This window comes from Paracoccus sp. Z118 (genome assembly GCF_019061185.1).
In the GTDB taxonomy this organism is placed as follows: Bacteria; Pseudomonadota; Alphaproteobacteria; order Rhodobacterales; family Rhodobacteraceae; genus Paracoccus.
Map to the genome: position 1 here is coordinate 1 of NZ_JAHQZU010000010.1, position 12,667 is coordinate 12,667.

Sequence of the window (12,667 nt, forward strand, 5' to 3'; positions counted from 1 at the left end):
CTGAGAAACCGGCTGCCAGCGGATCGCTTCTCGCCCGTCCGACCGATCAAGCCGCCATCTCGGCGCAGCCGAACGCCTTAATCAGACGTTCCTTAGGAGCTTGCGAACAGATTATCAGAAACCCAAGCTGCTTCCCCTTGATGTGTTGTGTAACACTAGGGTGAGCAGCTGCTTGCAACAACTGCTCGCAGGCGTGCTTAACATTACATCCTTTAAGTTCCACCAGAACCGCCGAATCTTCATTTTAAACAAAGAAATCCGCCCGAATTCCTTCCGTAATCAAACAGTTATCGATGCGCCCGACGCTATGTGGCTGACGCGCGGGATTAGGAAAATTTGCGGACCTACCATGTTCTTTGACAGTTATGTTGCTGCCCTTCCGTATCTCGACACAACTCATCAAATAGTTTCCTCGACATCCAACAGCCGGCTATATTCCTCAGCCATTATATCAGAAATACCATCCAGATATTCCGAGTCTATCATCCCATCTTCATCGATAAGAGAGACAAATTCTCCGTCACGGATTGCCCACGCTGCAAGTTGATCACGGCCAATCCAGCAAGCCCGCGGAATAATATCATTTATCTCTTGATTCCTCTTTTTTCTGCGCGCAAGCTGCCCCGCTTTCAAGTACACATTCATTCTTGTCATCACATAAGGGCTGTGAGTGGTAAGAATTAGACGCCTAGATCTTCTCTCATTTAATACTGAGCTGATCAAAAAATCGAGCAGCCGGGCTTGTGCCCTCGGAAAAAGGTGCGCCTCTGGTTCTTCTATGTACACGAGATTAAATCCTGAAACCCGACGAGACCTGGCTCTGCTGTCAGGCCTTAAAGCATCATCCAGCATGATATTGTTCAGGTAGAATCAAATAGGAATAATTTCCTGCTGACCACTTGATAGAAAGGCAAATGGAACCTGCCGCCCATCTTCCATCTCGATCACTTCCGAGTCTCTCTTCGAAGAAATACTTCCTCCAAATAGATCCTTCATCGCTCGATCTCGTTCGGCATGAAAGCTCTCTCCCAGTCGGTCATAGATAAGCTGTGACCGATCACGCCAGCCTGCACACAGCCGCGCAAATCGGTGTGTAACCGGATCAAGCGCACTGCCTTGCTCAATTCCTGCCACCAATCTTCCGATGCTGGTAAAGAATGCTCGCCCCGCAGGAATAAAGGTCTGACCAGAGACAAAATCTCTACCAAGCTCCACTGTCATCTTGTTGCAAATGGTGCTTCCAATTCGCCAACCCACCTCTAACGAGTTAGCCATCCGCAGATCAAGTCCATCCTCCACGTTTGGGGCTAGCGGCTTGATATTATAAAATACCGAGAGCGCCTCTTCGTACATATCAGTGAACCAAGGAGACGTAGAAAACGAGACTTCGTCACTTAGCTCACCCGCCTTTACCCTCCTCATCACCCTGAATGTCGCGTCACCCGACCTGAAGGAAATTTGAAATTTATCCCCCCCCACGCCCCCGGCGGAAACCATGTCGTGAAACGTCTAGCAACTTCCTTTTTGTAATGCTCAAGTGGCGTCTGATCCTCTGCTGCCCGGATAAAGTCAGAAAACAAATCGCCGAAGAAGTAAATTAATTTCGTCGTGACACTTTTTCCTGAGCCCTGCTCACCAATTATGATATTGATATCAGCAATCTCCAAGTCAGCCTTTTTTATGCAGGAGAATCTTTGAATGGAGATGTACGGCACGTTTCATAAACCCTTGACTTAGGGCCTGGCTTCTCCAATCATGGAGTGCAGGCATTCGAATTTTAGACTTGCACCAGGAAGGGGTTACGATCAAGCGCTGTTACGAGCAGCAAGAGCACAGCAAGGTTTACCCTCCAATGGTGAGATTAATTCTCACCCTACCACACCATCGTATCCGCCCGCGCCGAGCACTTCTCCTCACCCAGCGGCACCCCCAGCTCGTGGCTCCTCAGCCGGGCGGCGTCGTGGCCGAGGTCCTCATATTCTTTCTGCGCCTCGCGTCAGCGCGGCTTGCGGCGCCCCCGCCCTCGGCTTCGCTTTCCCCTTCCCCGCCCCGGCCCCCCATGCCAGAACGCCCCCATGAACACCGACATCCTCATCATCGGCGGCGGCATCGCCGGGGTTTCCGCTGCCGCCGAACTGTCCGCTCACGCCTCCGTCGTGCTGCTGGAGGACGAGGAAGGCCTTGCTCATCACGCCTCGTCCCGCTCGGCGGCGCTTTATGAGCCCTATTACGGCCCGCCGCCGATCGTGGAGCTGTCGCTCGCCTCGCGCGAGGGGCTGGCGGGGGCGGATGTGCTGTCCCCGCGTGGGATCTTGCTGGTCGCCTCCCCCTCGCAGCAGGGTCTGTTCGCCGCCGAGGCGGACGCCATGCATCTTTCCCCCATCGACGCCGAGGAAGCCGCGGCGCTGTTCCCGCCTCTCGATCCTGCCAGAGTCGCGGCGGCGGCCAAGGGGGATCATGCCAGCGACATCGACACTGACCGGCTGGTCCAGCACTACGCCCGCACAGCGCGCGGCAATGGCGCCACGCTGCTGACCCGCGCGCCGGTGACGGCGATCCGGCGTCAGGGCGGTTGGGCGGTCACGACGCCGCAGGGCGAGTTCACCGCCGCCATGCTGGTCAACGCCGCCGGTCCTTGGGCTGACCGGGTCGCGGCGATGGCGGGGGTGACGCCGCTGGGGCTGCGGCCGCATCGCCGCTCGATGGCGCGGATACCGGCGCCGGACGGGATGGACCCGGCGGGGTGGCCGATGACGATGGGCGTGGGCGAGGGCTGGTATGCCAAGCCCGACGCGGGCGCCCTGATCGTCTCGCCGTGCGAGGCCGATCCGATGGACCCGCATGACGCCTGGCCCGACGACATGGTGCTGGCCGAGGGGCTGGCGCGCTACGAGGCGATGACCCGCTTTCCGGTCCAGCGGCTGCTGTCGAGCTGGGCCGGGCTGCGGACCTTCGCCCCCGATGGCGACCCGGTCTACGGCGCCGACCCGGACGCGCCGGACTTCGTGTGGTTCGCGGGACAGGGCGGCTATGGCTTCCAGTCGGCCCCCGCCGCCGCCCGCTTCATCGCCGACACGGTGCTGCGGCGCGGGACGGACGCAGCACTGGCGCGGGCGCTCTCGCCGGCGCGGTTCAGGGCCTGACCGCGCCGAGATAGGCCCGCAGCGCGGGGGGTGGATCGTCCAGCAGCGCCTGCGTGGGGCGGGGCGGATGCACCACGCCGCCATCGACGAGGATCGTCAGCTCGGCAAAGCCGCGGGCGTCCGCCGGATCATGCGTCACCATCAGCACCGTCGCGCCGCTGGCCGAGGCGATGCGGGCGACAAGCTCCAGCATCTCGGCCTTAAGCGCCGGGCCGAGGGCGGAGAACGGCTCGTCCAGCAGCAGCATCGGCCGGGCGCGCAGCAAGGCGCGGGCCAGCGCCACCCGGCCCTGCTGCCCGCCGGACAGCGAACCGGGGCGGCGCGCGCCCATCCCCGCCAGCCCCACCTCGGCCAGCGCGGTTTCGACCTGCCGGCGCTGCGGGCCGTTCAGCCGCAGGTCCGGGCGCAGGCCCAGCGCGACGTTCTGAAACACCGTCAGATGCGGAAAGAGGTTCTGGTCCTGGAACAGGACCGACAGCGGGCGGTCGCCCGGCGCCAGCGGGCCGAGGTCGCGCCCGTTCCAGCGGACCTGCCCGGCATCGGGGCGCAGGAACCCCTCGATCAGCGCCAGAAGCGTGGACTTGCCCGAGCCGGAGGGGCCGATCACCGCGACGCGCGCGCCCTTTGGCACCGTCAGGTCGGCGCTCAGGCTGAAATCGTCCTGCGTGAGGCGCAGGCTCCGCAGTTCAAGGCCGTTCTCACCTTCCGACAAGCCGCGCCCCCCGGTCGAAGACCCAGAACAGCGCGAAGCTGATCGCCATCAGCAGCACCGCCGCGCCGGCCGCGTCCTCGATCCGGTAGCGGCCCATGAGTTGCCAGATCAGCATCGGCAGGGTCGTGCGCTGGTCAGCGAACAATGTGATCACGCCCAGATCGCCCATCGCCAGCGCCGCCGAAAGACCGCCCGCGAAGCCCAACGGTCGGGCCATGCGCGGCAGGGTCAGCAGCCGCAGCCGGGCCGCGCCGCGCAGGCCGAGCGAGGCGGCGAGCCGTCCGTAATCCGCCTGAACGGTCCGCGCGGCGGGGATCAGGGCGCGCAACGCGAAGGGCAGCGCCATGACGCCGTTGATCAGGACCGTGACCGGCAGCGCGAGCGATTCCGGCCGCGCCCAGTCGCGCAGCAGCAGGTAAAGCCCGGTTCCCAGCACCAGCGGCGAGGCGACCAGCGGCAGCATCCCCGCCGCCTCGATCCAGCGGCGCGGCCGCTCGGCCAGCGCGAGCGACAGCGCCAGAGCCATCACCAGCGTCAACGCCGCCGAGGTCAGCGCCATCGACACGGACCGGGCCGTCGCCGCCCAGACCGAGCCGGGCAGACCGGCCAGCGCAGGCAGGCCGGGCAGGATCACGGCTACCATCGGCGCGATCAGGAAGGCCGCCGCCAGCCCGATCACCGCCGTATCCGCCACCACGCGCCAGCCGCGCGGGCCGGAAAGCTCGGCCGGGCGGTCCAGCCCCGCGCCGAAGCCCGCAGGCAGGGTGACGCGTGCGGCCATCGCCATCGCGGCAAGGCTGATCGCCACCTGCACCAGCCCGAGGCTCGCCGCGCGGCCCAGATCGGCGTCGAAGCGGAATGCCTGATAGATCGCCAGCTCGATCGTGGTGGCCTGCGGCCCGCCCCCCAGCGTCAGCGCGACGGCAAAGCTCGTCAAGCAGACGAGGAACGCGGCCAGCCAGACGCCCGGCAGCACCTCGACCAGCATCGGCCGCTCCAGATGGCGGGCGGTGTCGGCGGGGGCGAAGCCGAGCGAGCGGGCCAGCCGGAACCGCTCGGCCGGGATCGCCTGCCAGCCATGCAGGATCAGCCGCACCGCCAGTGGCAGGTTGAAGAATACATGGGCGAGGATCACGCCCTGCCAGCCATAGATCGACATCTGCGGCAATCCCAGCGCGCCAAGGCCCGCGTTCGCCAGCCCGGTGCGGCCGAAGATCGCGATCAGCCCCATGATCGCCACGATCACCGGCAGGATGAAGGGCGCGCCCAGCAACAGGATCAGCGCACCGCGTCCGGGGAACGCGCGGCGGGCCAGCGCGCGGGCGACCGGCACCGCCAGCGCCGCCGCCAGCGTGGCGGAAACCGTGGCCTGCCACAAAGTGAACCAGATCGCCCGCAGGTCCCAGCGGCCGAGGCCGGAAAGCCCCTCGGCCGCCCAGGCCACGGCGGCGAGCGTTCCCAGCACCAGCAGCGCCAGCCCGCCCGCGACGAGGGCGGCAAGCGCCGTGCCCGGACGCGCGGCCTTCAGCGCCGGAACGCGGTCAGCCATTCGTCCAGCGCGGGCTGGCGCAGCGCCTCGGCCTCGGCCTCTGAGTAAAGGAACGTCTTGTCCGGCCGGGGCAGGTCGCGGAACGCCTGCGGCAGCGCCTCGGGCGGCAGCTTCGCGGGCCACGCCCAGTTGGCTTCGGGGATGATCGACTGGAACTCGGGCGTCAGGATGTAGTCCATGAACGCCTGCGCCAGTTCGGGCTGGTCGCTGCCTTCCAGCTTCGCGGCGAGTTCCACCATCAGGTAATGCCCTTCCGGGAAGATCGCGGCGTGCTTGGTCAGGTCGTCCTCGGCCATGATGTGATAGGCGGGCGAGCTGGTGTAGGACAGCACCATGTCCGCCTCTCCGCTCGTGAACAGACCATAGCTTTCCGACCAGCCCGGCGTCACCGTCAGCACCTTGGGCGCAAGCTTCGCCCAGGCCTCGCCCGCGCCATCCCCATAGACCGACTTGACCCACAGCAGCAGCGCCAGCCCGCTGGCCGAGGCGCGCGGGTCCTGGATGACGATCCGCAGATCGTCCGGCGCGTCCAGCAGCGCCGCGAAGCTCTGCGGCGGGCTCGGCAGGCGCGTCTCGTCATAGACGAAGGCGAGTTCGCTGTAGTTGAAGGGCAGGAAGACATCGTCATCCCACGCGACCGGCATGGTCAGCGCCGACGTGTCCTGCCCGTGCGGCGCGAACAGGCCGGTTTCGCGGGCCCGCGCGGTCTGGTCGGTGTTGAGCCCGATCACCACGTCGGCGCGGGTGCGCCCCCGCTCGATCAGCAGGCGCGGCAGCACGTCGCCGGTGACGAAGACCAGATCGCAGCCGCAGGCCGCCTCGAACCCCTGCTCGATCTTGGGGCCGGGACCCCATTCGCTGGCGAAATAGTCGGGGGCGTAGATGGTAAGTTCGGGCCGGTCCTGCGCGGCGGCCGGCACGATCAGGAAGGGGGCCGCCAGCAGGGCGGCGGCCATGACAGTCACGGACGCTTTCATCGCGCTTCCTCCTTTGCGGGTTTCGGAAAGAAAGGAGGCGCGACCTTCCCTCCGCCGGTGTTGACCGGATCAGGTTCGACGGGTTCGCGGCTCTCCGCATCTCAGCCCGAAAGGGCACCCCGAGGTGGCGCGAAGCATACGCCGCCCCGCGCCCTTCGCAAGCGCCATCTATTGCCCGGCCCGCCCCCCCGCGCTATCCGCAACCAAAGGGCGGCAACCGGGACCAGAGAGATGAGCTTCAACACCTTCGGCCGGATGTTCCGCTTCACCTCGTGGGGCGAAAGCCACGGCCCCGCCCTTGGCGCAACGGTCGATGGCTGCCCGCCCGGCGTCGCGCTGGACGAGGCGTTCATCCAGCGCTTCCTCGACCGCCGCCGTCCCGGCCAGTCGAAGATGACCACCCAGCGGCAGGAAGCCGACGCGGTCCGCATCCTCTCGGGCGTGTTCGAGGGGCGGACCACCGGCACCCCGATCCAGCTGATGATCGAGAATACCGACCAGCGCAGCCGCGACTATGGCGACATCGCGCAGGCCTTCCGGCCCGGTCACGCCGACATCGCCTATCACCTGAAATACGGCACCCGCGACTATCGCGGCGGCGGCCGGTCCAGCGCGCGCGAGACGGCTGCGCGGGTCGCGGCCGGGGGCGTGGCGCAGGCGGTGCTGCGCGATCTGGCGCCGGACCTGCGGATCACCGGCTACATGGTGCAGATGGGCGACCGGCATATCGACCGCGCCCGCATCGACCTGGCCGAGATCGACCGCAACGACTTCTTCTGCCCCGACGCAGGTGCGGTTCAGGAATGGACCGACTACCTGACCGCCATCCGCAAGGATCAGGACAGCGTCGGCGCGGTGGTCGAGGTGGTGGTGCAGGGCTGCCCGCCGGGTCTGGGCGCGCCGGTCTATGCCAAGCTCGACACCGATCTGGCGGCGGCGATGATGTCGATCAACGCCGTCAAAGCCGTGGAGATCGGCGAGGGCATGGCGGCCGCGGCGCTGAAAGGCACCCAGAACGCCGACGAGATCCGCATGGGGCCGCACGGGCCGGAGTTCCTGTCGAACCACGCGGGCGGCATCCTCGGCGGGATTTCCACCGGACAGGACATCGTCGTCCGCTTCGCGGTGAAACCGACAAGCTCGATCCTGACCCCCCGCCGCACCATCAATGCAGCGGGCGAGGAGATCGACCTCATCACCAAGGGCCGGCACGATCCTTGCGTCGGCATCCGCGCCGTGCCGGTGGCCGAGGCGATGGCGGCCTGCGTGATCCTCGACCATCTGCTGCTGGATCGCGCCCAGACCGGCGGCGTTCGCGGCAGCATCGGCTGAAAGGCTGAAGTCCCCTAACTTGACACGCCCCCGGTGCCACGGCACCTGTGGTCGGTCACGATCGAAAGGCCTGTCCATGTCCATTCCCCAACAGGGCGGCGGCCCGATCGAGCGGCGCGAGCAACTGGCCGAGTATGTCGCCTCGGGCGAGAAGCCCGTGGCCGACTGGCGGATCGGCACCGAGCACGAGAAGTTCGGCTTCACCTGGGACGACCTGAAGCCCCTGCCCTATGACGGCCCCCGCTCGATCAACGCGATGCTGGAAGGGCTGCGCGACCGCTTCGGCTGGCGGCCAGTGCTGGAAGGCGAGCACCTGATCGGCCTGCAGCGGGGCGATGCGAATGTCAGCCTGGAGCCCGGCGGCCAGCTGGAGCTGTCCGGCGCGCCGCTGGAGACGATCCACCAGACCTGCGACGAGGTGAATGCCCATCTGGCCGAGGTCCGGCAGGTCGCGGACGATATCGGCGCGGGGTTCATCGGCCTTGGCGCGGCGCCGATCTGGTCGCAGGACCAGATGCCGATGATGCCCAAGGGCCGCTATCGGCTGATGACCGACTACATGGACCGCGTCGGCACCTTGGGAAAGCAGATGATGTATCGCACCTGCACCGTGCAGGTGAATCTCGACTTCGGGTCTGAGGCGGACATGGTCAAGAAGCTGCGCGTCGGCCTCGCCCTGCAGCCGGTGGCGACGGCGCTGTTCGCCAACTCGCCCTTCCTCGACGGCAAGCCGAACGGGATGAAGTCGTGGCGCGCCCATATCTGGCAGAACCTCGACGAGGCGCGCACCGGGATGCTGCCGTTCGTGTTCCAGGACGGCTTCGGTTACGACGCCTGGGTGGACTATATCCTCGATGTGCCGATGTATTTCGTCTATCGCGACGGCAAGTATATCGACGCGCTGGGACAGTCGTTCCGCGACTTCCTCAAGGGCCGCCTGCCCGCCCTGCCCGGCGAGGTGCCGACGCTGTCGGACTGGGCGGACCACATGACGACGGTGTTCCCGGAAGCGCGGGTCAAGAAATACATCGAGATGCGCGGCGCCGATGGCGGCCCGTGGCGGCGGCTCTGCGCCCTGCCCGCCGTGTGGGTCGGGCTGCTCTATGACGGCGGCGCTCTGGATGCGGCGTGGGATCTGGTCAAGGGCTGGGACGATGAGACGCGCGAAGGGCTGCGCCGCGCCGCCGCCCGCGACGGACTGGCCGGAGAGGCGGGGGGCGTTGCCCTGCGCGATCTGTCCCGGCAGGTGCTGGACATCGCCGAGGCCGGGCTGAAGGCCCGTGCCCGCCCCGGCGCGGGCGGGCTGATCGGGGACGAGACGCATTTCCTCGATGCGCTGCGCGAGACGGTGGAAACCGGCATCACCCCCGCGGACGAGCTTCTGGCGCGGTATCACGGCGACTGGCAGGGCGATCTGTCCCGCATCTACCGCGATTATTCCTACTGACGGAAAAAGGGCCGGGTTTCTCAGGCCCTTTCCGCAATCCGCAATGCGTCAGCCCTGCTTGCGCTCTTCCATGAACTGGTCGAACTCGGCCTTGTCGCGGGCCTCGCGGAGCTTCTGAAGGAAGTCCACGAAGGCGCGGTGCTCGTCCTCCAGCCGCTTCAGCGTCTCGTCCCGGTAAGCGTCGAAGGCCGCGTTGCCGGTGGTTTCCGGCTGGGCGAAACGGGTGCGCCGGTCGTTGAAGGAACGGGCGCGGGAATGGCAGCCTCCGAACATGCGATTGCTCCAGATCATGTAGCCGAGGATGAACAGGCCGAGCGGCCAGAACAGGACGAACCCGGCGATCATCGCCGCGATCCAGGCGAGCCGGCCGTGTTCGTCCAGCCAGTCGCGGGCGCGCAGGACAGCGCGCTTGACCTGCGAGCCGAAGCGGTTGTCGGGATAGGCGGGATAGGTGTTCAAGGTTGCCTCCGTGCTGGCGGTCTGCTGGATGTAAATGTTAATCACATTAACACAGGTTGGGGCCGGCAGGTCATCCGTCAATGCCATGCGACAAATTTTTTTTGGAGCCGGGTCAGGAGGGGATGACACCCAGCCCGCGCAGATAGATCAGCACGCCGCTTTCCAGCATATCGGCGGCGGTCACGGGCACCCTGCTGCCGGGACGGCCGCGGCCGAACAGCTCGACCACGCCATGCGACATCGCCCAGATGTGGTTCGCCACCATGATCGGCGGCGGTCGGCGATCTGCGGGGATGCGCGCGAACAGCGCCGTCGCGCCGGTCAGCAATGCCTCCTGCGCGCGGTCGGCGGCGGCGGAAAGCTCGGCATTTCCGGCGATCGACAGACCGGATTCGAACATCGCGATGTAGAAGCCGGGCTTTTCGCTGGCGAAGGTCAGATAGGCCTGCCCCATCCGCAGGAATGCCGACAGCGCCGAGGGCCGGCCGCCGCCGAACGCCGCCTCAAGCCGGGCGGCGAAGTCGAGATAGCCCTGCCGCGCCACCTCCTCCAGCAGCTGGTCGCGGCCCTCGAAATGGCGATAGGGCGCGGCGGCGCTGACGCCCGCCAGCCGGGCCGCCTCGGCAAGGGTGAAAGCGGCCGGACCCTTCTGCTCGATCAGCCCGACGGTCGCATCGACCAGCGCCTGCCGCAGATTGCCGTGGTGATAGCTGCCGCGGCTCAATGCGCCGCCCTACATGCCTTCGCCGAAGAAATCGGCGACCAGCGCCGACAGCGCCTCCATCAGTTCGGACGCCTGCGCCCCTTCGGTGGTGACCGAGATGACGCTGCCGCGCGGCGCGGTCAGCATCAGCAGGCCCATGATGGAATCGCCGCCCACCCGCTCGCCGTCCTTTTCCACCGTGGCGCTGGCGTCGAACCGCTCGACCGTCTCGACGAAGCGGGCCGAGGCGCGGGCGTGAAGCCCCTTCTCGTTGATGATCCGCAAGTCTCGGGTGATCGGGCTGGACGCCCCGGCGGGGGCGTCGTTCACCGGACCGCCTGACGAAGATCCTCGGGCTCTTCGTTCAGCGAAAGATCGTAGCTGTTGATGTATTTGCGGCCCGCGTCGCGGGCCAGCGCCACCGCCTGGGCGATGGGCAGGTGGCGGGACTTTGCCAGCTTGACCAGCATCGGCAGGTTCACGCCATAAAGGATCATCCCGTGCCGCTGCGCGCAGGCCGGGATCGACAGGTTCGACGGCGAACTGCCGAACAGGTCGGTGACGATCACGACGCCGTTGCCGTCATCGACGGCGTTGGCGGCATCGCAGATCTCGTTCTGCTTGTCGGCGCGGTCATGGTCCTCCTCCATGGTGATCGCGCGGACAGCGGTCTGCGGGCCGACCACATGCTCGACCGCAGATAGATATTCCCGCGCCAGCCCCCCATGCGCGACGATGACGATTCCGATCAAAGGTTCCTACCACATGCAGCCGCGAGCCTCATGCCGCGCCCTTCTGGCGGTCGGCTTGGGCCGACATCCACCGGGGCGCCTCGCGGCGTTCCAGTTCCCTATGCCGTTTAGACACTTGCCAGCCTGACTGTGCAAGCGCGTCGGCCATGTTTTCCGTCATTGTGACGGAACGGTGTTGCCCTCCGGTGCAGCCGAAGCCGATGGCGAGGTGGGATTTTCCCTCCTCGACCTGCGCCGGAAGGGCAAAAAGTATGAGATCGCGCACCCGCTCGAAGAATTCGGCATAGCGCGGGTCGGCCATCACGTAGTCGCGCACCGGGCGGTCGCGGCCGTCCAGGGGGCGCAGCGCATCGACCCAGTGCGGGTTCGCGAGGAAGCGGCAGTCGAACATCATGTCGATGCCGCGCGGCACCCCCCGCTTGTAGCTGAAGGATTCCACTGACAAGGTCAGCCCGGCGCCGGGCCGCGGATCGTAGAACTGCGCCAGCTCGGCCCGCAGGTCGTGGGGCGTGAGTTCGGTCGTGTCGATCAGCACGTCCGCGCGGGTGCGGATCTGTTCCAGCAGGTCACGCTCGACCCGAATGGCGGTGTCGGGCGGGCCCTCGTCCGACAGCGGATGGCGGCGGCGGGTTTCGTTGTAGCGCTGGACCAGCCGGTCCGGGCTGCAATCGATGAACAGCACCTCGCAGGCATAGGCCGGATCGCGGGTCAGCCGGTCGATCAGCTCCATCACGTTGGCGGCCGAGAAGTCGCGATTGCGCACGTCCAGCCCCAGCGCGACCGGCGTCGCCCGCGTCAGCCCGTCGAGAAGGCGCGGCACCAGCGACAGCGGCAGGTTGTCGATCACCTCGAATCCCATATCCTCCAGCGCGCGGATCGCGGTGGAGCGTCCGGCCCCCGAAGGACCGGTGACCAGCACCACCCGCTGCTGACGCTCGGCGGTGTGGTCCGGGAGATGAGGTTCGGCGTCCTTCCGCATCGTTCTGTCCTAATCGGCGCGTCCGGCCAGCAGATACTGCCGCAACGCAGCATGAAGATGTGGCCCTGCGGGCCCAAGAACAAGGGGCAGCGTCACCCCCAGCAATTCACGGCTGCGCCATGGCGGCAGCCGCCGGTCCTCGGCCATGTCGAGATCGACGATCAGCGCCACCGGCGTCGGCCCCGCGGCGGCTGCGCACAGGAGCCCGACCCCTCGCGCCTCGATCCGCCCATGCAGCGGCGCAGGCGCATCCGCCAACAGCCTTTTCCCTTCGCCTTCGCCGGCCCGCCACAGCCGCACCCGGTCGTCGGCCACCAGCAGCGCGCCGGACGCCATCAGCGCCAGGCACAGCGCCGACTTGCCCGACCCCGACGCCCCCAGCGCGAGCAGCGCCTTCCCGCCAAGCGCGACTGCCGACCCGTGCAGGATGATCGAATCATCGGCCATGCCCCAGCTTTACCCCATGATCCTTGCCGATCCATTACCCCCCGCTCGCGTCGGCGAAGATGGCGCTAACATTCTCTGGTTGCGCTAACTTGAGCTTCGTGGCGCTTCCTTCATCAAGGTGCCATGTTATAGGCAGGCGCACGGAACCCCGCCGACCAGGAGCAGCA

General features: G+C 66.5%; 15 protein-coding genes and 1 riboswitch. Of the genes, 3 read left to right on the plus strand and 12 right to left on the minus strand.

The features are described 5' to 3' along the window. Nucleotides 1–399: 399 nt before the first annotated feature. Genes KTN05_RS09985 through KTN05_RS09995 form a run of 3 tightly spaced genes read right to left on the minus strand, consistent with a single transcriptional unit; the run spans nucleotide 400 to nucleotide 1,715 of the window. A complete protein-coding gene (locus tag KTN05_RS09985; protein WP_217329260.1) occupies nucleotides 400–852 on the minus strand; it encodes an AAA family ATPase in 453 nt (150 codons plus the stop codon). A gap of 18 nt (nucleotides 853–870) precedes the next feature. Further along, entirely contained in the window at nucleotides 871–1,422 is a 552-nt protein-coding gene (locus tag KTN05_RS09990; RefSeq protein WP_217329261.1) for a hypothetical protein, read from the minus strand. After that, on the minus strand, nucleotides 1,422–1,715 hold the full coding sequence (locus tag KTN05_RS09995; protein ID WP_217329262.1) for an AAA family ATPase: 294 nt from the start codon (nucleotides 1,713–1,715) through the stop codon (nucleotides 1,422–1,424). The genes KTN05_RS09990 and KTN05_RS09995 overlap by 1 nt, the downstream gene beginning before the upstream one ends. A 360-nt stretch (nucleotides 1,716–2,075) precedes the next feature. Here KTN05_RS09995 and KTN05_RS10000 point away from each other — a divergent pair, with 360 nt between their 5' ends. Further along, nucleotides 2,076–3,143, plus strand: coding sequence for an FAD-binding oxidoreductase (locus KTN05_RS10000; protein ID WP_217329263.1), 1,068 nt, complete (start codon nucleotides 2,076–2,078; stop codon nucleotides 3,141–3,143). Here KTN05_RS10000 and KTN05_RS10005 read toward each other — a convergent pair. The 3 genes from KTN05_RS10005 to KTN05_RS10015 are packed head-to-tail and all read right to left on the minus strand — an operon-like array spanning nucleotide 3,133 to nucleotide 6,381. After that, the gene (locus KTN05_RS10005; protein WP_254368113.1) at nucleotides 3,133–3,855 is read right to left on the minus strand and encodes an ATP-binding cassette domain-containing protein; all 723 of its coding nucleotides are present in this window, start codon (nucleotides 3,853–3,855) and stop codon (nucleotides 3,133–3,135) included. The genes KTN05_RS10000 and KTN05_RS10005 overlap by 11 nt on opposite strands. Further along, complete coding sequence (locus KTN05_RS10010; RefSeq protein ID WP_217329264.1) at nucleotides 3,842–5,404, minus strand: thiamine/thiamine pyrophosphate ABC transporter permease ThiP; 1,563 nt, start codon at nucleotides 5,402–5,404, stop codon at nucleotides 3,842–3,844. The genes KTN05_RS10005 and KTN05_RS10010 overlap by 14 nt, the downstream gene beginning before the upstream one ends. After that, on the minus strand, nucleotides 5,380–6,381 hold the full coding sequence (locus KTN05_RS10015) for a thiamine ABC transporter substrate binding subunit (protein WP_217329265.1): 1,002 nt from the start codon (nucleotides 6,379–6,381) through the stop codon (nucleotides 5,380–5,382). The genes KTN05_RS10010 and KTN05_RS10015 overlap by 25 nt, the downstream gene beginning before the upstream one ends. A 29-nt stretch (nucleotides 6,382–6,410) precedes the next feature. Beyond that, nucleotides 6,411–6,513, minus strand: a riboswitch (TPP riboswitch). A 99-nt stretch (nucleotides 6,514–6,612) separates the two neighbouring features. On the opposite strand from KTN05_RS10015, the gene aroC reads away from it, so the two are divergent. Further along, nucleotides 6,613–7,713 carry a chorismate synthase gene (gene aroC / locus KTN05_RS10020; protein WP_217329266.1) on the plus strand — a complete coding sequence of 367 codons (1,101 nt, stop codon included), beginning with the start codon at nucleotides 6,613–6,615 and terminating at the stop codon, nucleotides 7,711–7,713. 76 nt (nucleotides 7,714–7,789) lie between these two features. Continuing rightward, complete coding sequence (locus tag KTN05_RS10025) at nucleotides 7,790–9,160, plus strand: glutamate--cysteine ligase (protein WP_217329267.1); 1,371 nt, start codon at nucleotides 7,790–7,792, stop codon at nucleotides 9,158–9,160. Between the two features lie 48 nt (nucleotides 9,161–9,208). Here the strand turns inward: KTN05_RS10025 and KTN05_RS10030 are convergent, their stop codons facing one another. From KTN05_RS10030 to KTN05_RS10055, 6 genes are all read right to left on the minus strand, one after another. Beyond that, a complete protein-coding gene (locus tag KTN05_RS10030) occupies nucleotides 9,209–9,619 on the minus strand; it encodes a DUF2852 domain-containing protein (protein ID WP_254368114.1) in 411 nt (136 codons plus the stop codon). Between the two features lie 112 nt (nucleotides 9,620–9,731). After that, nucleotides 9,732–10,343: a TetR/AcrR family transcriptional regulator gene (locus KTN05_RS10035; RefSeq protein ID WP_217329269.1), complete on the minus strand. Its 612-nt coding sequence runs from the start codon at nucleotides 10,341–10,343 to the stop codon at nucleotides 9,732–9,734. Between the two features lie 9 nt (nucleotides 10,344–10,352). After that, nucleotides 10,353–10,652 carry an HPr family phosphocarrier protein gene (locus tag KTN05_RS10040; RefSeq protein WP_371823331.1) on the minus strand — a complete coding sequence of 100 codons (300 nt, stop codon included), beginning with the start codon at nucleotides 10,650–10,652 and terminating at the stop codon, nucleotides 10,353–10,355. Further along, complete coding sequence (locus KTN05_RS10045; protein ID WP_217329270.1) at nucleotides 10,649–11,074, minus strand: PTS sugar transporter subunit IIA; 426 nt, start codon at nucleotides 11,072–11,074, stop codon at nucleotides 10,649–10,651. The genes KTN05_RS10040 and KTN05_RS10045 overlap by 4 nt, the downstream gene beginning before the upstream one ends. 28 nt (nucleotides 11,075–11,102) lie before the next feature. Then, nucleotides 11,103–12,053, minus strand: a complete 951-nt coding sequence (rapZ, locus tag KTN05_RS10050) for an RNase adapter RapZ (protein WP_217329271.1) — start codon at nucleotides 12,051–12,053, stop codon at nucleotides 11,103–11,105. A 9-nt stretch (nucleotides 12,054–12,062) separates the two neighbouring features. Next, the gene (locus tag KTN05_RS10055; protein ID WP_217329272.1) at nucleotides 12,063–12,500 is read right to left on the minus strand and encodes an HPr kinase/phosphorylase; all 438 of its coding nucleotides are present in this window, start codon (nucleotides 12,498–12,500) and stop codon (nucleotides 12,063–12,065) included. Nucleotides 12,501–12,667 lie beyond the last annotated feature (167 nt).